The sequence below is a fragment of the Ignatzschineria sp. F8392 genome (assembly GCF_002252045.1).
In the GTDB taxonomy this organism is placed as follows: Bacteria; Pseudomonadota; Gammaproteobacteria; order Cardiobacteriales; family Wohlfahrtiimonadaceae; genus Ignatzschineria.
The window spans coordinates 349,962-373,285 of the sequence record NZ_NEFF01000001.1 but is presented as its reverse complement, the minus strand read 5'-3'; the positions used below and the strand labels follow the sequence as shown (position 1 = coordinate 373,285).

The following is a 23,324-nucleotide window of genomic DNA, read 5'->3' as shown; positions in this document are numbered from 1 at the left end:
TATTCAATTTTGTTCGATCCTGTTTGATCGTATACAGTTTTTCTCAGTTTTACCCAGGATTACTCAGGCTTACTCAATATCTTTAGCCCATTTTACCTGAATAACACCACTTTGTATTGAACTCTCTCCCTTAAAAAATAAAGCGACTAGCAACCCATAAAATACTGCTACACTACTCTTCTAATAAGAGATTTTCTAAACTCTCTACCAACCGGCAATAATCGATAATAATATCTTGTAACCGCTCAACACACTTACTCTTTGTGATCCTCTGATCAATTAATAACTAACCACTCGAGATGGCATATATGGAACAATCTTCCACTAACAACTATAAAAAAGGTGTGCTTCTTACTCTCTCCTGCTACATTATCTGGGGATTTTTTCCGATCTATTGGTTCCCGCTTTCCGGCGTTGATCCCTTGCAACTAATGGCGCAACGGATCGGTTGGTCGCTCGCTTTTATTATTATTCTTCTCTGCTTTAAAAGAGAGGATCGCCTGCTTCTCAAAGACGCCTTCTTTAATCGGCGGATTATAGTCACCTTTATGGCCTCCTCCTTCTTCCTCTTTATGAATTGGTCTATCTATCTCTATGCGATCTCATCTCATCAAGTTTTAGAGGCGAGTTTAGGCTACTATATCAATCCATTGGTATCGATCTTTTTAGGGCGTGTCTTCTTTAAAGAGGCTTTGACGAAGGTACAATATAGCGCTATTACACTTGCTGCAATTGGGGTCTTATGGCTTGCCTTTCTCGCCGGCACAATCCCTTATATCGCCCTGCTACTCGCTTTCTCCTTCGGTTTTTATAGTGCGATGAAAAAGATTGTTGCTCTCCCACCATTGCCGGGGCTCTTTCTCGAAACACTCTTTATGATGCCCTTTACCATTATCTACCTCATCGTTATCTACCAAAATGGTGATCTCATCTTCTTAGAGCTGGAGAATTTACCGCTTATTTTGCTCATTCTCTCGGGAGCAGCGACTACAATTCCCCTTCTCCTCTTTGCTAAGGGCGCTAAATATATTCCCCTCTCTTTAGTAGGAATATTGCAATATGTCTCGCCAACACTACAGCTATTAACAGGGCTCTTTCTCTTTCATGAGTCTCTCCCCCCTCTTCGACTGATCGGCTTTGTGATTGTCTGGATCTCCGTTATCACCTATATCAGTAGCGAAGTTCATCGTGCAAAAAATGGGCAAAAAAAGCGTGAAGAGATGGAAGTGAAAAGAGTAGCGCAATTAAGTGATCAGATTGCAAAGTAGAAAAAAGCTAAATGGGGAAAGGTAAGCAGAGAAGGCTAATCACAAACATTTCTCTGCCCTCTCACCCTCTACACCACGAGTCATCATCAGCAAATGCCCGATGGTGCAAGTATCCGATGCCGATGATAAGTAACTGACAGTAATAGGATCTTTACTCTATTGATCGAGATTCTCCTTCTTAGCTTGCCGCTCCATAGCGACTAAAGGGCCCTTCATTCTACGAAGAGAGAAACCTGATAGATGCAGCGTTATAAAATAGAGCACCACACTACCCACAATCACCGCCAATATTGCCGGAAACTTAAGAATAAAAGCTCCCTCAAACCAGAAGAGCGAATAACCTTGTAGCCAATAGAGAATAGCGACTAAAAGAAGATTTGCCGGCAAAAGCGCCAATATGCGCCGAGTAAAGAGATTGTTAAAGTGATGAATATTGAGGAAGACAAGCCCAAAAGCTAAAAGCAGCGCATTGACCCAGGCCGCTAATGAAGAGGAGAGCGCAAGTCCTGCATGTTGATAATATTTCACCAAAATAAATTGCAAAAAGATATTTACAGCAATCGCAATCAGACTAAAATACATCGGCGTTTTCGTATTCTGCCGAGCAAAATAGACCGGCGCTAAAATACGGATCATAAAAAAGGCGGGGATCGAGAGCGCATAAGTCATCAAACTCTTCGCCGCCATAATGACATCCGACTCATAAAATTCACCACGCATAAAGAGAATCGCTAATAGAGGTTCTGCCAAAAAGATCAATCCTAACATCGAAGGGATACCAATAATAAGCGCCAACTCAATTCCCCAATCGATCGTCTTACCCAAATTGACCTGATCCCCTTTCGTATTAAGCTCTGATAATTTCGGTAATATGACCGTTCCCAATGCGACAGCAAATGTCCCAATCGCAAACTCAACCAAACGATCTGAATAGTAGAGCCAGGTAATACTCCCGGTCTCCAGTCGTGATGCCAATTGTGTATTAATTAAGATATTGATCTGACTACTTGATGAGCCGATCAATGCCGGCACCATTAAAAACATCACCCGCTTAACTTCAGGAGAGCGAAATTGCACCGTTGGACTCGCGATTAATCCCTCCCGCTTTACTGCCCAAAATAGGATCATCATTTGACAAATTCCAGCAAAGAAGACCGCATAGCCCAACGCTTTAATTGGCTCTTCAAGATAGACACTGACAACTGCGCCGGCAATCAGAAAGAGATTGAGTAGAATCGGCACGGCAGCAGGAATCGCAAACTTATTGAGTGCATTCATCACACTGCTATACATCGCTGTCATACAGATAAAAAAGAGGTAAGGCAACATCAGTTGTAGTAACTCTTCTGTTAAAAGAAACTTGCCGGTATCATCTACAAACCCAGCGGCAAAGAGTAAGACCATCTCTGATGAAAAAGTGACCCCCACAACGGTAATTAAGAGCAGAACAAGACCTAATGTGCCACTAATTTCTGCTAAAAATCGCTTTAACTCATCGCGACTACGCTCTAAACGAATCTCACTAAAGACAGGAACAAATGCTTGGTTAAAAGCCCCTTCCCCAAAAAAACGACGGAATAGATTAGGGATTCTAAAAGCGACACTAAATGCATCCATCGCTGCGCCGGCACCGAAGTAACTTGCAAAGACGATGTCTCGCAACAGCCCCATAATTCTTGAGAGTAAGGTAAATCCACTTACTGTAAAGAGTGAACGGAAAAGCGATGATTTCATAATATCCTAAGATCGATTAATAATTGATGGTTAATGGTTGATTAATAATGAGTAATAAAAATAGGAAACAGAGTAGAGAATCAAAATAACCGATACGATAAATATCGGCATATAGCATTCAACAACTACACCTTCTATTGTTAAGGAATAGATATTAAGGAATAGATGCTAAAGAATAGATAATTATACTGAAATCTCTTCACTCAGGGGAAATATCATCTTTTCAGCATCTAAAATCGACCCAATAATAGATAAAACAAAACCCCATACAACCATCAAGTTATATGGGGTTTATTTTCTAATTCGAGTCAAAGTTCTCGATTATAGATTTCAATTATAGATTTTGACTGTAGCTCTCGAGTAAAGCATCTATTAAACATGTTTATGAAACGCGTTTATTAAAACGTTTAATTAAGACACTTTAAGTATCAACGCTAAGTATCACAGCAAGATTTAATCTTGACCCTACTTAACCCTCTACTTATCCTTCTGCTTTCTCACTGAGCTCATTCATACTTAAGCGTAAATTTTGACCAATACGGAAGGTAACGACACGGCGAGCACTAATCGGAATCTCTTCCCCTGTTTTAGGGTTTCTTCCGGGTCGCTCTGCTTTATCACGCAATTCAAAACTGCCAAAACCTGAAAGCTTGACCGCGCGACCTGTAGCTAACGCATCACTAATCTCTGTAAAAAAGTCTTCTACAAATTGTTTTGTATCCTCACGTGAGATATTTGTACTGTGATACAGATTCTCCGTAATCGCTGCTTTAGTTAAAGTAGACATCTATAACTCCTTTCCCTAGTATTGTCTCAATTTAAACTATTATTATTGCAAAGTTAGATCTACAAAGTTTTAACTATTGACGCAATGATACATCAATGGCAGCTAAATCCTGTAAGATCTCTTCTACAATGGCCTCAACTTCCACATCCTTTAGACTCTCTTCTGGATTTTGGAAAGTTAGACTAAATGCCATATTCTTTGTAGCCGTTTCACTCTGCTCTCTTTCTGGAACATAGATATCAAAGAGGTTCACTTTCGTTAAATAACGACGTTTACCCGAAGCTTTCATCACATCCAATAACTGCTGAGTAGTCACCTCAACAGGAACTACTAGCGCTAAGTCTCGTTTTGATGAAGGGAATCTAGATAACTCCTTAAATTTCGGTGTCATCGATCCCGCTAAAAGATCATAATTGAGTTCAAAAACAAAGACATCACGGTTGAGATCTAATGCTTTCGATACCATTGGATGCAACTTACCTAAGTAACCGATAACGTCTCCACTTAAGAGTTTGATATCAGCACTTTGACCTGGATGAAGGATCTCTCTCTCTGTCGGAACAAAGCGGAAATCATCACGGCCCGTTCTCTTTAGTAAGGCTTCAACATCACCTTTGAGATCGTAAAAATCGACATTACGTGCTTTAACACCCCATTGAAGAGGCTCTGCAGTCCCACAGATAGCACCTGCAATATAAAGAACTTGTGCCACATTCTCTAAAGTACCATTGTAGGTTCGACCTGACTCAAAGAATCGTAAACGACTCTGCTGACGCTTAAGGTTGTGCTCCATCGCCCCTAAAACACCCGGCAATAATGTCGTACGCATTACTGAAAGATCGCTTGATAACGGATTCTTCAACTTAATAGCAACATTAGTGGGATCTAAAATCTCCTGCCATTTGGGGCTAACAAAGCTCATCTCAATCACTTCATGATAGCCTCGACCTACTAGGAGAGATTTAAAATCATTGAGTGAAACATAAGACTCTGCCACTATCGGCATAGAGACTTTTGAAAGCATTTCAAAGGAGACAGGCACTTGGTCATAACCATTTAATCTGACAACTTCCTCAATAAAGTCTTCTTCAATCTGTAGATCAAAACGGTATGAAGGCGGAATCACAACTAGATAATCGTCATTCACCTCTTGAATATCACCGATACGGCCTATGAGCTCTTTTATAGCACAACTTGTAAATTCTTGTCCAATTATTTGATTTATTTTACAAAATCTGACTTTTACAGCATTTCTTTCAGGTAATTTTTCTGGCGCAACCTTTGTTGTAATCGCACCCGCTTCTCCGCCAGCATATTGTAAAATGAGACGCGTTGCATACTCTAGCGCTCTCTCTGCCAACTCAAAATCAACACCACGTTCATAGCGATGTGAAGAATCGGTATGTAGACCATAGTTCCGCGCTTTTCCTGCAATGGTAATAGGATTGAACCAAGCAGATTCTAAGAAGATATCTGTTGTATCATCCCCACAAGCACTCTCTTCTCCTCCCATAATACCAGCCATTGCCAAGACCTTCTCTTGATCTGCAATCACTAAGGTATCAGGCTTTAAAGTCACCGTATCACCATTAATAAGGGCGAGCTTCTCTCCCTCTTTTGCTCTACGGACTAAAATATCTCCTGCCACTTTTGCATAATCAAAAGCGTGGAGTGGTTGCCCAACCTCTAAAAGGATATAGTTTGTAATATCCACTAAAATTCCATGAGGACGAATACCGCTTCGACGAAGACGCTCCTCCATCCAAAGTGGCGTTGATGCTTTCGGATTAACACCAGAGATAACGCGACCGAGATATTTCGGGCAATCTGCGCTCTCTTCAATCTCAACACCTTTCACCATACTGCTCTGAACAGGAACCGACTCTGCAGTAAAGCTCTTCGCATCGATACCGGTAATAGCAGCAAGATCACGCGCAACGCCTAAAATACTTAAACAATCACCACGATTAGGCGTAAGATCGATCTCAACAATCTCATCATCGAGATCAAAGAGCGTTCTAAAATCAGTACCAACTTCTGTTTGAGGATCAAGAATCATCAAACCTGATGCATCTTCATTCACGCCCAACTCTTTTGCAGAACAGAGCATACCCGAAGAAGCAACACCGCGTAATTTCGCATCTTTAATCTTAAAATTACCCGGCAATGTCGCACCCACTAATGCCGTAGGAACTTTGATACCCACCGCAACATTCGGCGCACCACAAACTATCTGTAATAATTTTTCATCACCAACATTAACCTGTGCAACACGAAGACGGTCAGCATCAGGATGGGGAGTCAGCTCTACAACTTCCCCTACCACAACATTGGTAAAGTGAGGAGCCGCAAGCTCAACCCCTTCCACTTCAAGACCTGCCATCGTTAATCGATCTGCTAAATCGCTTGGGATCTTCTCAATCCACTCTTTTAACCAAGAAACTGAAATTTTCATAATAACTTTTACCCAGTATTTGTTTATCTAAATTGCGTTAAGAAATTCATATCATTTTCATAGAATAAGCGGAGATCGTTGACGCTGTAACGTAACATTGCTAAACGCTCTACTCCCATTCCAAACGCATATCCTTGAAACTTCTCTGGATCAATATTGACAGCTTTTAATACATTTGGATGAACCATTCCACAGCCTAGAACCTCTAACCAACCAGTGTTCTTACAAACACGGCAACCATCACCTTCACAGATCACACACTCAATATCAACCTCCGCGGAAGGCTCTGTAAATGGGAAGAATGAGGGGCGGAAACGAAGCTTGAGATCTTTTTCAAAGAATTTTTGCATAAACTCTGTAAGGATTCCCTTCAGATCTGCAAAAGTCACACTCTCATTGACCACTAAACCTTCCACTTGATGGAACATAGGACTATGCGTCACATCAGAGTCACTTCGATAAACACGCCCATAACCGATCATCTGAATCGGCGGCTTCTCCTGTTGCATCACATGGATCTGTGTATTAGAGGTATGGGTACGCAATAACATATGATCATCAAAATAGAAGGTATCAAACATGGCTCTAGCAGGATGATGTTCTGGAATATTGAGTGCCTCAAAGTTATAAAAGTCACTCTCAATCTCAGGACCTTCAACAATATCAAAACCTAAAGATGCAAAGAGTTGATGAATACGCATCATTGTTCTCGTAATCGGATGAAGTGTCCCGATATCGCTGTTACGTCCTGGTTGCGTTACATCAACGGTTTCAGTCATCAATTGGCGATGAAGTTCTGCTGTCTCTAGCGCCTCTCTCTTTGCTTCAAGCGCCTTCATCACTTCACTACGAACCTGATTAATTTCCGCGCCTCGCGCTTTACGCTCTTCAGGATCTAACTTTCCAAGCGATGCCATTAGGCCACTAATTTGACCTTTCTTACCAAAATAGGCAACTCGTACATCATCGATAGCCTGTAAATTATCAGCCTTAGAAATAGCCTCTAAAGCGGTTTGAAGAATTGTCTCTAGACTCATTAGTTCATCTACCTACATATCTTTTGATTATCAAATAAAAAAAGGAAAAGAGCATCGATAGCTGCTTTTCCTTTTGTGTAAACTCTTTTATTTAAGAGATATTTATGCTAATGCTGATTTAGCACGATCTGCTAATGCGCCAAACGCACTAATATCATGAACTGCCATATCTGCTAGCACTTTACGGTCAATTTGGATCTCAGCTTTTTTCAAACCGTTGATAAAACGGCTATAAGAAAGACCAAACTCACGTGCAGCTGCGTTGATACGAACGATCCAAAGAGAGCGGAAATCTCTCTTACGTTGACGGCGGTCACGATAAGCGTATTGACCCGCTTTATAAACTGCTTGGGTTGCTGTACGGATTGAGCGTGAACGCGCACCGTAGTAACCTTTTGCTTTTTTTAAGATTTTTTTGTGACGCGCTTTTGTAATCGTCCCACGTTTAACTCTTGCCATTTCTAAATTCTCCTAATCTATATACTTATGCGTAAGGTAACAATTGAGCTACTTGCTTATGATCTGCTTTCGAGATCACAGCCTCACCACGTAAGTGTCTTTTACGCTTAGTAGATTTCTTAGTAAGAATATGACTACGGAATGCACATTGGCGCTTGAAGCTACCACTTGCACTTTTGCGGAAACGCTTTTTAGCGCCGCTATGGGTTTTCATTTTTGGCATTTTAATCCACTCGCATTTCTAAATGATTTATTAATAAATAATCTACTCTTTAGTTGCAGTTTTAAGTGGCGCTACGACCATCGTCATTTGACGGCCTTCCATCTTTGGACGCTGTTCGACAACACCATACTCTTTTAAATCCTGCTCTACACGAAGAAGTAGATCCATACCGAGATCTTGATGGGCCATTTCACGACCTCTAAAACGAAGTGTGACTTTGCCCTTATCTCCATCTTTAAGGAAACGTATCAGGTTGCGTAGTTTTACCTGATAATCCCCCTCATCCGTTGCCGGACGAAATTTGATCTCTTTTACTTGAACCTGTTTCTGTCTCTTTTTCGCTTCATCCGCTTTTTTACGCAATTCATAACGGTATTTACCGTAATTCATGATACGACATACTGGCGGTTTAGCTGTTGGCGAGACTTCTACTAAGTCAAGCGAGTCATTGTATGCTAATTCTAACGCTTCATCAAGAGGGACAACACCTTTTTGCTCCCCATCTGCTAAAATTAATCGCACTTCTTTCGCCGAGATCTTCTCATTTATTCGGTGCTCATATTGATTACTAATAGTTATATCTCCTACTGTTAATTAGTCAAATAGTATTGAAAGGTGACTATTGCTTTATTGCCTATTACCTATAGCCATATTGATTTATCACAATATCTCGCAAAAATACTTCGCAAAAAATAATTTAGCAAAAATATAAATAATTTCCAAAATAGCATCTCTTTAAACTCACTATTTAAATTCTGCCATTAAAGTTCATCATTTAAGCTCGCTATTCTATATTCACTATTTTTACTGCCACCTATTCAATCTTCTTATGGGTTGTTTTACTGAATAATCGTTATTCATCTAAATCACACCATCAATAATGTTTTAATTGTTTTAATAATTAATAACATTGACGAATAAACGAATAACATTGATGATCGTTTAATGATGATTTAATTACTCTTTATATAAATCTTCTATCTAAAATGCAACCGCTAATCACCACTTAATTCAACTCTTAAAAGAGTTGACTCATAAGTGCTGAGTCACAATTTCACTTTCATTCTTCTTTAATTCCTCTTTATTTTCCCTTAAAGATCAGATTTAAAAACAGATTTAAAAATTAAATTTAAGTTGCGCTATCTCTCTTATTATACAGATCGCGCAACAGATATTCATCCAATTTTAGTGCTGTTACTCATCTAAGCTTAAATAGTTTCTTATTCATTTAACGAAAAATGGTTAAAAACTTAAAACTTAAAACTTAAAACTTAAAACTTAAAACTTAAAAGATTAAACTGTAACAGCACCAGCAATTAGAGCTCTTTCTTTAAAAGCTCAACAAAATCTTCAAGCGTCATTGCACTCATATCAACACCTTCTCGAGTTCGGACTGCGACTAGCCCCATCTCCATCTCTCGTTTTCCTAAAACAAGAATATAGGGGATACGGGAAATGGTCGCTTCACGGATCTTATAGCCGATCTTCTCATTGCGTTGATCTACCGTTGTACGAATTCCGTGAGCTCTTAACCTCTGCGCTACTTTTTCGGCATATTCGCTCTGCTGATCAGTGATTGTCAATACCGCAACCTGCTCTGGTGCCAACCAAAGTGGGAATGAACCGGCATGATGCTCTATCAAAATACCAATAAAGCGCTCAAAAGAACCTAAAATGGCACGGTGCAACATCACAGGTGTCTTACGCGTATTATCCTCATCAACATATTCAGCCCCTAAGCGTTCAGGAAGAACGAAGTCTAACTGAATTGTTCCGACCTGCCATGATCTACCGATAGCATCCTTAATATGATATTCCACTTTAGGACCATAGAACGCACCCTCGCCTGGGAGCTCTTCCCAAACAATACCTGCAGCATTAAGCGCAGTACGAAGACCTGACTCAGCCATATCCCAAACATGATCATCGCCTGCACGTTGATCAGGACGTAAAGAGAGTTTTACACTGACATCGTTAAAGCCAAAATGATCATAAACGCTCATTGCAAATTTATGGAATCGCTCTACCTCTGAGATCACTTGATCAGGACGACAGAAGATATGCGCATCATCTTGAACAAATCCACGAACACGCATAATGCCATGTAGCGCACCCGATGGCTCATTACGATGGCAAGAGCCAAATTCTGCAAGACGCATCGGTAGATCGCGATAAGAGTGTAAGCCATGATTAAAGACTTCAATATGGCAAGGACAGTTCATCGGCTTGACCGCATAATCACGGTTTTCAGAAGCAGTTGTGAACATATTCTCTTTGTAGTTCTCCCAATGCCCTGAACGCTCCCAAAGAGAACGATCAACCACCATTGGAGTACGAATCTCTTGGTATCCCTCTTCCTGCTGACGCTTTCTCATATATTGCTCAACAGCCTGCCAGATGGTCCAACCCTTAGGGTGCCAGAAGACCATTCCTGGCGCTTCCTCTTGAAGATGGAAGAGATTTTGCGCCCGCCCAATACGACGATGATCGCGCTTTTCAGCCTCTTTCACACGCTCAAGATGGGCCTGCAACTCCTTCTCTGTTGGGAAGGCAACAGCATAGATACGCGTTAACATCTTATTGTTGGAGTCACCACGCCAATAAGCGCCGGCAATATTCGTTAATGCAAATGCTAACTTGCCACGATTAGTCGTTGGCGTGTGAGGACCTCGACAGAGATCCATAAAGATATCTTCCCCATTATTACCCTGTCGATAGAGAGAGATCTCCTGCTGATCTTCCGGCGCACGATTGATAATATCCGCCTTATAGATCTCCCCTTTATCTAAGAAATATTGGATCGCTTTATCACGAGGCCACATCTCACGCGTCACATCGAGATTCTCTTTCAAAATCTCTCGCATTCTAGCATCAATAGCCGGTAATGCTTCAGGGTCGATTGCCGTCTTAAAGTCGACATCATAGTAGAAACCATTTTGAATAGTCGGACCAATAGCTAATAGCGCATCAGGATAGAGATCTTTAACTGCTCGAGCTAAAACCTGCGCAGCAAGAGTGTGTCGCGCAATATCAAGCCCAGCTTCATCCTTTATCGTTAGCACCTTAAAGTCGACATCTCTGGTGATGGTATAGCTAAGGTCTCGCTCTTCTCCATCTACTACAATTCCGACTGCTGCCTTAGCAAGTCCTGGTCCAATATCATTAACAATATCAAATCCAGTAACATCGCCTTGGTACTCTCTTTTACTGCCATCAGGCAAAGTGATCACGGGCATTGACTTTTACACTCCTTCAAAAAACAACATATAATCGATCTAAATGAGCTATTATAGACTAACTTTTCCCCCTATATCATAAATTATTGCAGGATAAGTCCCCTTCATTCTGTTCAATTAATGGGTGGTTGTTTGACTTAGGCAAACTTCTTTCACTCTTCTACTACATATTTTTTTCAAAATAGAATAGAATAAGGCAATATTTACATAAGGATTTTAAAAGAGTTAGTCGATAGCACTATCAAAATTGGCAGAAACTGAGATCATTCGGTAGCGCTTATTGACCTTGAGCATATCAACTAATAATAGAACAACCCAGATTTAGGAGAGTAAACTGCTGTGCGTTTTAATTACAAAGCCCTAATTGGAATTGGTGTTTCATTGATGTTAACAAACATTAATGCTGCAGAAATCACACCAAATTATGAAGCAGGTAAGGCGATCGCTGAAACCTGTGTATCTTGTCATGGTAAGGATGGTATCAGTACAAATGATCTCTATCCAAAACTCGCAGGACAGCATCAGAAATATATCCGCACTCAGCTCTATGAAATGAAACGTTCATATAGTGATCCAGATAATGGTTTGCGTTTTGACTCGGAGATGAGTGTTGAAGCGGATAAATTAACTGATCAAGATATTGCAGATGTTGCGCTCTATCTCTCAAAGCAGAAGACAAGCTATGGTGTTGCTGATGAAAAATTAGCGATCCGTGGTGAGCAGATTTATCGTGGTGGTGATATCGCACGCGGTATTCCTGCATGTGCTGCATGCCATAGCCCAACAGGTCAAGGTAATGCTGCTGCAAACTATCCGGCATTAGCAGGTCAACATGCCTACTATACTGAAAAGCAATTGAACCGCTTTAAGACTGAAGAGCGTAAAAATGACCCAGCTCGAATCATGCGAGATATTGCACAACGCATGACTGAAGCAGAGATTAAAGAGGTCTCCTCTTATATCCAAGGTCTTCAGCCTTAATCGGTGAACTATTTTCGATCAAAGTGAGCTTCATGCTCACTTTTTTCATTTCAAGGCAATCATTCCACACAAGGAGAATTTATCCTATGTTAAATAAAATTATTGCAACAAGTACACTTCTACTCGCAACAACTTTTGGCTTTGCCATAGCTGAAAATTACTATTCTGAGATCACTCCAGCTGTTCCGGCAATCTACAATCCAGAGGAGATCGAGGTTGTAGAGATCTTCTCTTACGCCTGTCCGGCTTGTAGTACATTTGAACCCTACTTCTCCAAGTGGGCAAAAGCGCAAGAAGGCGTTGAAGATGTTGCCGTTATCCCTCTTGCGGCACCGGGACAAGGCGTTTGGACGCTTTACGCTCATGCTTTTTACACCTTAGACTCAATGAATGCCCTCGATAAAGGACATCAAGCATTTTTTAATGCGATTCATAAAGAGAGAAAACGCTTCATCAATAAAGAGCAGATCGCAGACTTTATGGCGACACAAGGTATCGATAAGGATCAATTTCTCAAAACATGGGATAGCTTTTCGACTGTGAGCGCACTCAACAGAGGTGCAAACTTAATCAATGAGCAATATAAGATCCCCTTCACTCCTGCGGTTGTGATCGATGGTCGTTATCTCTTAAGCGCTAATGAAGCAGCTAATCGCCCGGGCAATCAAAATCCTTACGAAAAATTAGTTATCACAATTGATGAGGTTGTCCAGAAAGTAAGAGATGAGAGAGATGCCAAGAAAGCATCAGAAACGTCAAACGCCGAGAATGCCGAGAATGATCTTGAACGTGAGCCAGAAGAACAGTAGAATTGTTTCTCTCCTTTAATTACTAAAAAGGGCACACTTGTTGTAGCCCTTTTTTCTATCCTCTTACAGCGAGCGCTTATTGGGAGCTTTATAAATGTCACTCTACTTTTCACCGCAGATCGATCCTATCATCTTCTCAGTCGGTCCTGTTGCCTTAAGATGGTATGCTTTGATGTATATTATCGCTTTAGGGTTAGCCGTTCTCCTCGGTAGCTATCGCGCCAAAAAGCCCAATTCAGGATGGACGCCTGCCCAAGTGAGCGACATGGCTTTCTACCTCTTTATTGGTGCGATTTTAGGGGGAAGAATTGGTTACACACTCTTTTATGATTTTGGGAATTTTATACAAAATCCCGCCTCAATTATCGGCTGGACAGGTTCAAGCATAGAATGGGCTGGAATGAGCTTCCATGGTGGATTGATCGGCGTCTTAGTCGCCAGCTATTTTGTTGCAAAACGTTATAAGAAGAGCTTTTGGGAATTTACCGATTTTATTGCCCCCTTAATTCCATTAGGTCTCTTTTTTGGACGAATAGGTAACTTTATCAATGGTGAACTTTGGGGTAAATATACCGATCAGACTTGGGGATTTCTCTTTCAACATGCCCCCTCTTCAATCGACTATATCTACCGCCATCCATCACAACTCTATGAAGCGTTCACCGAGGGATTACTACTCTTTATCATCCTTTGGGTCTACACCGCCAAGCCACGCCCTAGAGCTGCCGCCTCGGGACTCTTTCTCCTAGGTTATGGCGCTTTCCGTTTCTTGGTAGAATTCTTTAGAGAGCCTGATGCCCATCTTGGCTATATCGCCGGAGGCTGGCTAACACAAGGCATGCTTCTTTGCATCCCGATGATTATCATTGGCGTTATTATTCTTATCTCAGCTTACCGTAGGAGCAAATAGATGCAGCAATACCTCAATCTTATGAAAATGGTTCGCACTGAAGGTCATTTTAAGGAAGATCGTACCGGCACTGGAACCTACTCTATCTTCGGTCACCAGATGCGTTTTAACCTTCAAGAGGGATTTCCGCTTGTCACCACCAAAAAACTTCATCTGCGTTCCATCATCTATGAGTTGCTCTGGTTCCTAAAAGGGGATACCAATATTGCCTATCTTCAAGAAAATGGCGTTCGTATCTGGAATGAATGGGCGGATGAAAATGGCAATTTAGGCCCTGTTTATGGTGCGCAATGGCGAAGCTGGCCCAAAGAGGATGGCACAACGGTTGATCAGATCTCCCAACTTATTAACGATATCAAAGAGAATCCCGATTCACGTCGCCTGATTGTTAGCGCCTGGAATGTTGGCGAATTGGATAAAATGGCACTCCCCCCCTGCCACCTTCTCTTCCAATTTTATGTCTGCGACGGAAAACTCTCATGCCAACTCTATCAAAGATCAGCAGATATCTTTTTAGGTGTTCCCTTCAATATTGCCAGCTATGCACTCTTAACCCATATGATCGCTCATGTTTGCCAATTAGAAGTGGGGGACTTTATCTGGACAGGGGGAGATTGTCATCTCTATGCCAATCATCTTGAACAGACCGATCTACAACTGAGCCGTGATCCATTACCATTGCCACAGCTCAAGATTCGTCATCAACGTGAAAGTATCTTTGATTTTGACTTTGATGACTTTGAGATTATCGATTATCAATCACATCCGACGATTAGAGCAGTGGTCGCAGTATAAACTGCATAAACCGTATCAGTTGTATCAAGCCAAGCACAATAAAATTGATCGCGAATGAATTGAAGACCGACGTTAAAAATATTGGCAAAAGTCTTATCTAAAAAACTTTATTTAAAAGCCTTATTTAAAAGCCTTACCTAACATAAAAGAGAGAGGTCATATATGACACCGCCTTCAGAAGAGCAACTTGTCTATGCCTATACCGATGGGGCCTGCAGTGGTAACCCGGGTCCTGGCGGATGGGGAGTTCTTCTCTCCTACCGTGGACATGAGAAGACACTCTCCGGATATGAAGCAGAAACAACCAATAACCGTATGGAATTGACCGCGGCAATTAAAGCACTACAAGCTCTAAAGCGCCCCTGCCATGTTGTGTTAACAACCGATTCCCGTTATGTGCAACAGGGTGTTACACAGTGGATCGATGGCTGGATTCGGCGCGATTGGAAAACCGCCAATAATAAACCCGTTCTCAACCAAGATCTCTGGCGCCTCCTACTTATCGAGCGAGATCGCCACCTCTCTATCGACTGGTGTTGGGTAAAAGGTCATGCCGGCCATCGTGAAAATGAGATCGCAGATAAATTAGCAACCGATGCCATTAAAAAAGCGAAAGAGACAACAGAATCATTATGAGTAGACAGATAGTATTAGATACTGAAACAACAGGTTTTGACTTTAAAAAAGGTGATCGTATTGTTGAGATCGGCTGTATTGAGCTGATTGACCGGGAGATCACTGATAACCATTTCCATGTCTATATCAATCCTGAGCGATCAATGCCTATTGAGGCCTTTAATGTTCATGGATTAGGGGATGATTTTCTTAAAACTCAACCCGTTTTTGCAGAGATTGGTCAACGTTTTCTCGACTATGTTGATGGTGCTGAACTTATTATCCACAATGCCGGATTTGACATTCCCTTCCTCAATTTTGAACTAGAGCGAATGGGGCTTCCCAAAGTCACGGAACACTCTAGCGTCATTGATACCCTTCAAATGGCTCGGGAGAAATATCCCTCCCAAAGAAATACACTCGATGCTCTCTGTCGTCGCTTAGGCGTGGATAACTCCCGTCGTGAGCTACATGGCGCATTACTCGACTCAGAGCTCTTAGCACAAGTCTATCTCAATATGACAGGCGGACAAAAATCCTTCTTCGATCTACTCGAAGAAGAGACAGCTCCGCCACCACCGGTGAACTCTGTTATTCGAGCACCACAAGTTCGAATTGAAGCAGAAAAGAGTGCTCAAAAGAGTAATGAAGAGAGTGACAAGCGTGATAAGAGTGATGAAAGGGGTATTGATGAAACAGCTCAACTAAAGACAAGCAAAGATTTAGATACAGATGCTGATAAAGAGAGTATGCCGGCATCCTCAAACCTTGTAACATCCTCCCATCGCCGCCGCATTATTAGAGCAAATAGTCGTGATATAGCAGCTCATGAGGAGATTATGCAAGCATTAAAATCATAAATCTCTGCAAGCGCTTCATAAAATTTTTACAATATGACACAACAACAGAAGATGATCGCCTCACAACGATCCACTATTAACAGATATTTGAAGGTAAAATTGTGACTCCTAGAATTGGTTTTGTATCCCTTGGCTGCCCGAAGGCATTAGTTGACTCCGAATATATTTTGACCCAACTTCGTACCGAAGGGTATGAAATTGTCCCCCAATATGATGAAGCAGATCTTGTTGTAGTTAATACCTGTGGCTTTATCGACTCTGCGATTCAAGAGAGCCTTAATGCGATCGGTGAAGCGCTTGATGAGAATGGTAAAGTGATCGTTACAGGTTGCTTAGGCGCGAATGCAGATAAGATCTTAGAGCAATATCCCAATGTTTTAAGCGTTACAGGTCCCCATGCTTTCCAAGAGGTAATGGCCGCAATACACCACCATCTTCCGCGTCCTCACGATCCTTTTACCGATCTTGTACCTCCTGCCGGCATTAAGTTAACCCCACGTCACTACGCCTATCTTAAAATTGCTGAAGGCTGTAATCATAGTTGCACCTTCTGCATCATCCCCTCAATGCGAGGAAAACATCAATCTTACCCTGTCGGTGATGTGCTATCACAAGCGAAAAAGTTAGTTGAAACAGGGGTTAAAGAACTTTTAGTTGTTGCACAAGATACGAGTGCCTATGGCGTTGATGTCAAATATCAGACAGGTTTCTGGGATGGAAAACCGGTTCGTAGCCATATTCAAAATCTCTGTGAAGAGCTAGGAAAACTTGATGTCTGGGTAAGATTACACTATATCTACCCCTACCCCCATGTTGATCATCTTATTCCCCTGATGGCGGAAGGAAAAATTCTTCCCTACTTAGATGTACCGATGCAACATGCCTCTCCTCGCATTCTCAAAGCGATGAAACGTCCGGCAAATAGCGAAAATATGTTAAAACGAATTCAGAAATGGCGTGAAATTTGCCCTGAAATTACGATCCGCTCCACCTTTATTGTCGGCTTCCCCGGCGAAACAGAAGAGGAATTTCAAGAACTACTCGACTTTATCAGAGAAGCGCGACTCGATCGTGTAGGTGCCTTTATCTACTCACCGGTTGAAGGTGCCGCGGCGAATGAGATAGCAGAGCCTATCCCCCTTGAGATTCAAGAGGAACGTTTAGAGCGATTTATGGCCTTACAAGCAGAGATCTCTGCCGAAAAATTGGCAGCGAAAGTAGGAACCGTTCTAGAAGTATTAGTGGATGATTTTGATGCGGAAGAAGGAATCGCAATCGCTCGTTCAAAAGCAGATGCTCCCGAGATTGACGGACATGTCTATATTGATGATGCCTCAAGTGATTTAGTCGGGCAAAAAGTAAAAGTCTTAATCGATGAGGCGACAACTTACGACCTTTTCGGTACCCTCTATACTCAATAATCAGATAGAGTGACCATCACTGCTACCACTACGACTGAGTTGCCCTCTTCACCAGGACAGTCTTAATAACAGATATCACTTAAAAGGAGTCAAAAATGAAGTTTGTTGCAGAAATTTCTGAAAATCGCTATACCTGTAAAGCTTACGATCCTCATAAAAAAATTCCTAAAGAGGCGATGGAGCATCTCTACTCAGTGCTTCGTAACTCCCCCTCATCAGTTAACTCCCAACCTTGGCACTTTCTAGTCCTAGAATCTGATGAGGCGAAAGAGCGTGCATTACCTGCGATTTTTGAGTTCAACCAACCTCGCGTTAAAGATGCTTCCCATGTTGTGATCTTTCTTGCGCGCAACGAGATGCCCCGAAGCTACTTAACTAAGATCGTCGATCAAGAAGAGAGCGATCAGAGATTTCCTGAAGAGGGGATGAAAGAGGCTAATGATAAGGGACGCCAATACTTTGTCGATCTCAATAGCGATAGCGCAGAGATGCTCCATCAGTGGCAGGATCGTCAAGTCTATATTGCTTTAGGTAATCTACTCTTTGCCGCGGCGGCAATCGAAATCGATTCAACGCCTATTGAGGGATTTGATCCGAAAAAGCTCGATGAGATCTTCAACTTAAAAGAGAAAGGTTTTAGAAGTGTCGTGATCGCCTCCTTAGGATATCGCAGCCCGGATGATTTCAATGCCAAGCTTCCTAAATCTCGCCTTCCTTTCAAAGAGTTATTCACTGTTCTCTAAATTTCAAATCACAACTTATACTAAATTACGTATGACTAATCTCCCCAAATGGGGAGATTTTTTTATAAAACAACAAACCATCTGATCGAAAAGATAAACTAAACAAATAGTAGATAGGTAAAAGATAGAGATAGAACAATAGAAGTGATAGAAGTGAAAAAATCGAGGTGAAAAATAGCGGTGGAAAAACAATTTGATCATCTCCTTAGGATTTATCCCCTAACCCTCTGTTAAGCATGTTAAAATGATCTCTTTAAGCAGATTAGAGTGCAGGATCAGTAGAGAATCGGAATGCTCCGACTGCTTTAATTTTAAAAAGGCTTGATCCGCTCTATAAAACGCTCTAGAATTCAGCCTTCGCTCCCCGCGAGATAAGAAGCCTTTATTGTCCTTTTCCTATTCACCATTTTTAAAGGGAATCTCTCTTTAATAAAATGCCGGAGGCGCTTATGCAACAAAGCCGTTTACACAAGAATGAACCTTGGCGTGATCCCAACTCTGTTCCCCATGTTGAAATTACCGATATCGTTAAACGTTATGATGATCACCTTGCGGTTGATCATATTTCGCTCGATATCTATAAAGGGGAATTTTTCTCCCTATTGGGACCATCTGGCTGTGGGAAGACAACGCTTCTGAGGATGCTTGCCGGCTTTGAAACGCCTACATCAGGAAAGATTCTCTTAGAAGGCGAGGATATGTCTAAAATTCCTCCTTATGAACGCCCTGTTAATATGATGTTCCAAAGCTACGCGCTCTTTCCACACATGACGGTGGAAGATAATATCGCTTTTGGTTTAAAGCAGGATAAAGTTAAAAAACCCGAGATTCGCAAGCGAGTACAACAGATGTTAGAGCTTGTACAGATGGAACGCTTTGCTAAACGGAAACCGCATCAGCTCTCTGGCGGACAGAGACAACGTGTAGCGCTTGCAAGAAGTATTGTTAAAAAACCAAAGTTGCTGCTCCTAGATGAGCCATTAGGCGCACTCGATAAACGATTACGAGAGCAGACCCAATTTGAGCTGATGACTATTCAGGAAGAGCTCGGCATCACCTTTATTATCGTCACACATGATCAAGAAGAAGCGATGACTGTCTCTAGCCGTATTGCGGTAATGGATTCAGGCTGCTTAGCACAAGTTGCAACACCTGCAGAGATCTATGAATTCCCGAACTCCCGTTATGTTGCGGAGTTTATTGGTGATGTCAATATCTTTGAAGGGGTTATCTCAGAGATCTCATCGACTGAAACAACTGTTGAGAGCTTTGAAGCTCCAACCCCGCTTATCTGTGCGCAAGGGGTGGGTGCTACGGTAGGATCTCAAGCATGGGTTGCTGTTCGTCCTGAAAAGCTCGATATCTCATTAACACCTCCAGAAAAGGCGCATTATAACTGTCTTCAAGGAGAGGTATGGGATATTGGTTATATGGGAAATGTCTCAATCTATCATGTCAAACTCGATAATGAGAAAATGATCACTGTCTCACAGATGAATGATACGCGCATTATTGAACAGAGAATTACCCATGAAGATCGTGTCTATGTGAGTTTTACTGAAGATTCAGGAATTGTACTCATCTCTTAATCTTTAACTTATGGAGGTTGGACAATGCCCCATCGTCAACAAGAGGTCGGAACTTTTACCGGCATCATGGCGGAGATCGTCTCCCGGCTCAATTTTACCCATCGCCGCTTGCTCCGCTTTCCCCCTTATCGCTTTATCGTTGGTTTAGGTCATAGCCATCGATTCTTAATTGGTACGCCATTTTTATGGCTTATTCTCTTCTTCTTAATTCCCTTTCTGATTATTCTACGAATCAGCTTTACAGAAGCAGAGATCGCCTCCCCGCCCTTCTCCGATCTAATGGAATGGATCGATGATGGCTTACTGCAAATTACTATCAATTTTCAAAATTATCTCGAATTGTGGGAAGATAAGATCTATATTCACGCCTATCTCAATAGCGTGAAGATCGCCTTTTTCTCAACACTTCTGACATTGCTCATTGGTTACCCTATTGCGCTTGCGATGTCTCGCGCTTCTAAAAAATGGCAGCTCTTCTTGGTAATGTTGGTAATTCTCCCCTTTTGGACCTCTTTTTTGATTCGTATCTACGCTTGGATCACAATCTTATCACCGACGGGAGTGCTCAATAATTTTATCAATTGGGTTGGAATGGGGATTGGACTCATCGATCCTACTTCCCCAGTGACTCTCCATATTCTTCACACAGATTTAGCGGTCTATATCGGAATTGTCTATGGCTATCTCCCTTTTATGATTCTTCCGCTCTTTGCTACACTCATCAAAATTGATAATACATTAGTGGAGGCGGCGCTTGACCTCGGTTCCCCCCCTCTCAAAACATTTTGGCAGATCACCTTTCGCCTCTCCCTTCCCGGGGTTCTTGCCGGCTGTTTCTTAGTCTTTATTCCTGCAATCGGCGAGTTTGTCATTCCCGATCTCTTAGGTGGCTCAAATGTCACAATGATAGGAAAGGTGCTTTATGATACCTATCTCCAAGGGATGAATCTCCCCTTAGTCTCTGCAATCTCTGTTATTTTGCTACTCATTGTGATTATTCCCATCTATATCTTTAATCGCATTCAAGCGAAACAATTTAATTAGGAGCTGTTATGAGAAAAAAGATGACTGCCCTGAACTGGACTGCACTCATATTGGGACTCATATTCCTCTATACCCCCATTATTTTGGTGATCGTCTATAGCTTTAATGAATCGAAATTAGTCACCGTCTGGTCCGGATTTTCGACAAAATGGTATAGCGATCTCTTTGAGCAAGAAGGGATCTGGTCCGCGACTAAAACGAGCCTATTATTAGCAGTATCAACCTCCACTTTTGCGGTGGTACTTGGAACGATGGCGGCTTTTGCACTCGTTAAGTTTAGACGCTTTAAAGGTAAAACACTCTTCTCCGGCATTACCTATGCCCCTATGGTGATGCCTGAAATTATTATGGGTAGCTCTCTTGGATTAACCTTTGTCGCACTTAAATTTAGTACTGGCTTTTTCACAATGATGATTGCCCATATCACCTTTACAATGTGTTATGTCGTTGTTGTTGTTCAATCTCGCCTAACAGGATTTGATCGCCACATTGAAGAGGCCGCTATGGATCTTGGTGCAGATGGTATTAGAACCTTTTTCTATATCACGCTCCCGATGATCTTTCCTGCAATTATATCGGGATGGTTACTCTCTTTTACCCTCTCACTCGATGATTTAGTGATTGCTACCTTTACAACAGGTCCGGGCGGAACAACGCTTCCTATCTGGATCTATTCAAAAGCGCGCCTCGGCGTAAGCCCTAATATCAATGCTCTCTCGACTCTTATGATAGGCATCGTTGCCACCATTGTATTTTTGGTAACACTCATCAATCTCTATCTCACTAAACGGCGAGAAGAGGATGAGAAAAATGCGGCAAAAGAGGCTCTTTCTTAACATCGCTTATAGATGTATGCAATCATATAGAGAGATAGCCTTACTCGATTAGCGCTTTCGATAGAGCCTCTGCATCCAAATTCGCGATTGCAGGGGCTTATCGCCAATGAGGGGGGCTAAAAGATAGCGCATCATATTACGATAGATCAGAGCTTCCTCCCCGACTAACGTCTCCTCTTCTGCAATCTTCAGAATCACGGAGCCTGAAATCTTAAAAGTTCCAGGAAATTCAATAGGCAATACCCCCTCCTCATGGGAGAGATAATAGCTTTTCTGAGAATTGATCGGATCGCCGGCAGCGTCATAAAAGAGATCGGGGAGGATTCCTAAATAGGCTAAAAGAGAGCGCTCAAAATGGCGCAGATAGGGAGAGATATCCTCAACATCCTCCGCTAAGGCAGCGAGAACTTCTTGATAGACCTGAAATAACTCCGGCGCAGGTTGATGCTTTGGCATCAATCGCAATAGTAACTCATTGAGATAGTAAGCAGTCCATATTTCACGCCCCTTCAACGAGAAGGTATAAAGAAGATCCACCTCATGCGCAAAATGAAAAACGCGCCCCTCTTTGAGATGCCAATCGCTATAAGAGAAGAGCTCTAAATGGTGCAAAGGGCGCTTTGGATTCGCTCTTCCTCGTGTGAGTAATGTAATTCGTCCATACTCAAGAGTAAAGAGATCCACCAAAAAACCAGACTCTTTAAATGAGCGCTTATTGAGGACAACGGCTAAGGTTCGACCTAACTCTTCTCTTCTCTCTAACATTTGATCACTTGAGTTTCCTCTATTGAGTCCATTGAGTCCATTAAGCCTACTGAAATGGGGAGATCGAATCATCACTTTTAGGTAGATAACCAATAGACAACCAATAGACAATCAACGGACTATCAGCATAAAGGCGGGATAATTTTCCCGCCCTTTCCAATCGTTCAATCGTTCAATCATATTTAAGATCTTAATCTAAAAGTGATCCGGGCTTAAAACCACCACTATTACCACTATTACTATTAGAGCTCTCTTCCGGCGTAACCTCTGAAGTATCTCCTTTACTTCCGCCAAAAGAGGCCATTAACTGCCCGATCAACCGCTCCATAACAAATGCATCTTGGGTCATACGAATACGATCACCATTGGTGAGATCTTTCTCAGATCCACCCGGATCTAATGCAATATATTGCTCTCCGACTAAACCTGAAGTATTAATTGCGGCTATGGTATCTTGCGGAATGGGCACTGAGCTATCTAATGCTAAAGTGACAACCGCCTCATAATTGTGAGGGTCCAATGCAATTCCATTCACCTGCCCAACACGAACACCTGAGATCATCACCGGTGCTTTCACCTTTAATGAGCCAATATTGGTAAATGAGGCAGTAACATAGATCGGTTTCCCTCCTCTTAAACCTGTTGTCGCATTACTGGCATTAAAAGCGAGCCAAGCAAATGCCACAATGCCACTTATGACAAATAGTCCTACAACAAAATCGATCCATTTAGCGTTTTTCATTTTTGACCTTTCTCT

At 41.9% G+C, this 23,324-nt stretch carries 22 protein-coding genes; 12 read left to right on the top strand and 10 right to left on the bottom strand.

Going from position 1 to position 23,324, the window contains the following annotated elements; translation table 11 throughout:
- The first annotated feature begins 308 nt into the window (after nt 1–308).
- Complete coding sequence (rarD, locus tag B9T19_RS01630; protein WP_094566870.1) at nt 309–1,268, top strand: EamA family transporter RarD; 960 nt, start codon at nt 309–311, stop codon at nt 1,266–1,268.
- A gap of 156 nt (nt 1,269–1,424) precedes the next feature.
- Here rarD and murJ read toward each other — a convergent pair whose 3' ends face one another.
- The 8 genes from murJ to thrS form a co-directional block, all read right to left on the bottom strand.
- Entirely contained in the window at nt 1,425–3,002 is a 1,578-nt protein-coding gene (gene murJ, locus B9T19_RS01625; RefSeq protein WP_094566869.1) for a murein biosynthesis integral membrane protein MurJ, read from the bottom strand.
- 481 nt (nt 3,003–3,483) lie between these two features.
- A complete protein-coding gene (locus tag B9T19_RS01620) occupies nt 3,484–3,789 on the bottom strand; it encodes an integration host factor subunit alpha (protein WP_094566868.1) in 306 nt (101 codons plus the stop codon).
- A gap of 73 nt (nt 3,790–3,862) precedes the next feature.
- A complete protein-coding gene (gene pheT / locus B9T19_RS01615) occupies nt 3,863–6,244 on the bottom strand; it encodes a phenylalanine--tRNA ligase subunit beta (protein ID WP_094566867.1) in 2,382 nt (793 codons plus the stop codon).
- Between the two features lie 23 nt (nt 6,245–6,267).
- The gene (pheS, locus tag B9T19_RS01610) at nt 6,268–7,281 is read right to left on the bottom strand and encodes a phenylalanine--tRNA ligase subunit alpha (RefSeq protein ID WP_094566866.1); all 1,014 of its coding nucleotides are present in this window, start codon (nt 7,279–7,281) and stop codon (nt 6,268–6,270) included.
- Nucleotides 7,282–7,383: 102 nt separating this feature from the next.
- The gene (gene rplT, locus B9T19_RS01605) at nt 7,384–7,740 is read right to left on the bottom strand and encodes a 50S ribosomal protein L20 (protein WP_094566865.1); all 357 of its coding nucleotides are present in this window, start codon (nt 7,738–7,740) and stop codon (nt 7,384–7,386) included.
- Nucleotides 7,741–7,765: 25 nt separating this feature from the next.
- Nucleotides 7,766–7,963 carry a 50S ribosomal protein L35 gene (gene rpmI / locus B9T19_RS01600; protein ID WP_094566864.1) on the bottom strand — a complete coding sequence of 66 codons (198 nt, stop codon included), beginning with the start codon at nt 7,961–7,963 and terminating at the stop codon, nt 7,766–7,768.
- 42 nt (nt 7,964–8,005) lie between these two features.
- On the bottom strand, nt 8,006–8,542 hold the full coding sequence (gene infC / locus B9T19_RS01595) for a translation initiation factor IF-3 (protein ID WP_094566863.1): 537 nt from the start codon (nt 8,540–8,542) through the stop codon (nt 8,006–8,008).
- A 737-nt stretch (nt 8,543–9,279) separates the two neighbouring features.
- Nucleotides 9,280–11,199, bottom strand: coding sequence for a threonine--tRNA ligase (gene thrS / locus B9T19_RS01590; RefSeq protein ID WP_094566862.1), 1,920 nt, complete (start codon nt 11,197–11,199; stop codon nt 9,280–9,282).
- Between the two features lie 339 nt (nt 11,200–11,538).
- On the opposite strand from thrS, the gene B9T19_RS01585 reads away from it, so the two are divergent.
- From B9T19_RS01585 to B9T19_RS01535, 11 genes are all read left to right on the top strand, one after another.
- Nucleotides 11,539–12,180, top strand: coding sequence for a cytochrome c (locus B9T19_RS01585; RefSeq protein ID WP_094566861.1), 642 nt, complete (start codon nt 11,539–11,541; stop codon nt 12,178–12,180).
- Nucleotides 12,181–12,266: 86 nt separating this feature from the next.
- The gene (locus B9T19_RS01580; protein ID WP_158214326.1) at nt 12,267–12,989 is read left to right on the top strand and encodes a thiol:disulfide interchange protein DsbA/DsbL; all 723 of its coding nucleotides are present in this window, start codon (nt 12,267–12,269) and stop codon (nt 12,987–12,989) included.
- A 94-nt stretch (nt 12,990–13,083) separates the two neighbouring features.
- Complete coding sequence (lgt, locus tag B9T19_RS01575; protein ID WP_094566859.1) at nt 13,084–13,899, top strand: prolipoprotein diacylglyceryl transferase; 816 nt, start codon at nt 13,084–13,086, stop codon at nt 13,897–13,899.
- Complete coding sequence (locus B9T19_RS01570; protein WP_094566858.1) at nt 13,900–14,694, top strand: thymidylate synthase; 795 nt, start codon at nt 13,900–13,902, stop codon at nt 14,692–14,694.
- Nucleotides 14,695–14,856: 162 nt separating this feature from the next.
- Nucleotides 14,857–15,330: a ribonuclease HI gene (gene rnhA, locus B9T19_RS01565; protein ID WP_094566857.1), complete on the top strand. Its 474-nt coding sequence runs from the start codon at nt 14,857–14,859 to the stop codon at nt 15,328–15,330.
- The gene (gene dnaQ, locus B9T19_RS01560; RefSeq protein ID WP_198959036.1) at nt 15,324–16,169 is read left to right on the top strand and encodes a DNA polymerase III subunit epsilon; all 846 of its coding nucleotides are present in this window, start codon (nt 15,324–15,326) and stop codon (nt 16,167–16,169) included. Before rnhA ends, dnaQ begins: the two co-directional genes overlap by 7 nt.
- Nucleotides 16,170–16,267: 98 nt before the next feature.
- Entirely contained in the window at nt 16,268–17,590 is a 1,323-nt protein-coding gene (gene rimO / locus B9T19_RS01555; RefSeq protein WP_094566855.1) for a 30S ribosomal protein S12 methylthiotransferase RimO, read from the top strand.
- Between the two features lie 95 nt (nt 17,591–17,685).
- On the top strand, nt 17,686–18,333 hold the full coding sequence (gene nfsB, locus B9T19_RS01550) for an oxygen-insensitive NAD(P)H nitroreductase (protein WP_094566854.1): 648 nt from the start codon (nt 17,686–17,688) through the stop codon (nt 18,331–18,333).
- Between the two features lie 449 nt (nt 18,334–18,782).
- Nucleotides 18,783–19,922: an ABC transporter ATP-binding protein gene (locus B9T19_RS01545; protein WP_094567351.1), complete on the top strand. Its 1,140-nt coding sequence runs from the start codon at nt 18,783–18,785 to the stop codon at nt 19,920–19,922.
- 24 nt (nt 19,923–19,946) lie between these two features.
- A complete protein-coding gene (locus tag B9T19_RS01540; RefSeq protein ID WP_094566853.1) occupies nt 19,947–20,966 on the top strand; it encodes an ABC transporter permease subunit in 1,020 nt (339 codons plus the stop codon).
- 8 nt (nt 20,967–20,974) lie between these two features.
- Nucleotides 20,975–21,802 carry an ABC transporter permease gene (locus B9T19_RS01535; protein WP_094566852.1) on the top strand — a complete coding sequence of 276 codons (828 nt, stop codon included), beginning with the start codon at nt 20,975–20,977 and terminating at the stop codon, nt 21,800–21,802.
- Nucleotides 21,803–21,850: 48 nt separating this feature from the next.
- Here B9T19_RS01535 and recO read toward each other — a convergent pair whose 3' ends face one another.
- Nucleotides 21,851–22,567: a DNA repair protein RecO gene (recO, locus tag B9T19_RS01530; RefSeq protein ID WP_158214325.1), complete on the bottom strand. Its 717-nt coding sequence runs from the start codon at nt 22,565–22,567 to the stop codon at nt 21,851–21,853.
- 190 nt (nt 22,568–22,757) lie between these two features.
- Nucleotides 22,758–23,309, bottom strand: a complete 552-nt coding sequence (mlaD, locus tag B9T19_RS01525; RefSeq protein WP_094566850.1) for an outer membrane lipid asymmetry maintenance protein MlaD — start codon at nt 23,307–23,309, stop codon at nt 22,758–22,760.
- Between the last annotated feature and the right edge of the window lie 15 nt (nt 23,310–23,324).

Bases quoted from the DNA above. Each gene is read 5' to 3' on its own strand.
- thrS (WP_094566862.1), bottom strand. From the start codon at position 11,199: ATGCCCGTGATCACTTTGCCTGATGGCAGTAAAAGAGAGTACCAAGGC.
- mlaD (WP_094566850.1), bottom strand. From the start codon at position 23,309: ATGAAAAACGCTAAATGGATCGATTTTGTTGTAGGACTATTTGTCATA.
- B9T19_RS01570 (WP_094566858.1), top strand. From the start codon at position 13,900: ATGCAGCAATACCTCAATCTTATGAAAATGGTTCGCACTGAAGGTCAT.
- rnhA (WP_094566857.1), top strand. From the start codon at position 14,857: ATGACACCGCCTTCAGAAGAGCAACTTGTCTATGCCTATACCGATGGG.
- murJ (WP_094566869.1), bottom strand. From the start codon at position 3,002: ATGAAATCATCGCTTTTCCGTTCACTCTTTACAGTAAGTGGATTTACC.
- nfsB (WP_094566854.1), top strand. From the start codon at position 17,686: ATGAAGTTTGTTGCAGAAATTTCTGAAAATCGCTATACCTGTAAAGCT.
- lgt (WP_094566859.1), top strand. From the start codon at position 13,084: ATGTCACTCTACTTTTCACCGCAGATCGATCCTATCATCTTCTCAGTC.
- pheS (WP_094566866.1), bottom strand. From the start codon at position 7,281: ATGAGTCTAGAGACAATTCTTCAAACCGCTTTAGAGGCTATTTCTAAG.
- rplT (WP_094566865.1), bottom strand. From the start codon at position 7,740: ATGGCAAGAGTTAAACGTGGGACGATTACAAAAGCGCGTCACAAAAAA.
- recO (WP_158214325.1), bottom strand. From the start codon at position 22,567: ATGTTAGAGAGAAGAGAAGAGTTAGGTCGAACCTTAGCCGTTGTCCTC.
- B9T19_RS01540 (WP_094566853.1), top strand. From the start codon at position 19,947: ATGCCCCATCGTCAACAAGAGGTCGGAACTTTTACCGGCATCATGGCG.
- pheT (WP_094566867.1), bottom strand. From the start codon at position 6,244: ATGAAAATTTCAGTTTCTTGGTTAAAAGAGTGGATTGAGAAGATCCCA.
- rarD (WP_094566870.1), top strand. From the start codon at position 309: ATGGAACAATCTTCCACTAACAACTATAAAAAAGGTGTGCTTCTTACT.
- B9T19_RS01545 (WP_094567351.1), top strand. From the start codon at position 18,783: ATGCAACAAAGCCGTTTACACAAGAATGAACCTTGGCGTGATCCCAAC.
- B9T19_RS01535 (WP_094566852.1), top strand. From the start codon at position 20,975: ATGAGAAAAAAGATGACTGCCCTGAACTGGACTGCACTCATATTGGGA.
- B9T19_RS01620 (WP_094566868.1), bottom strand. From the start codon at position 3,789: ATGTCTACTTTAACTAAAGCAGCGATTACGGAGAATCTGTATCACAGT.
- rpmI (WP_094566864.1), bottom strand. From the start codon at position 7,963: ATGCCAAAAATGAAAACCCATAGCGGCGCTAAAAAGCGTTTCCGCAAA.
- B9T19_RS01580 (WP_158214326.1), top strand. From the start codon at position 12,267: ATGTTAAATAAAATTATTGCAACAAGTACACTTCTACTCGCAACAACT.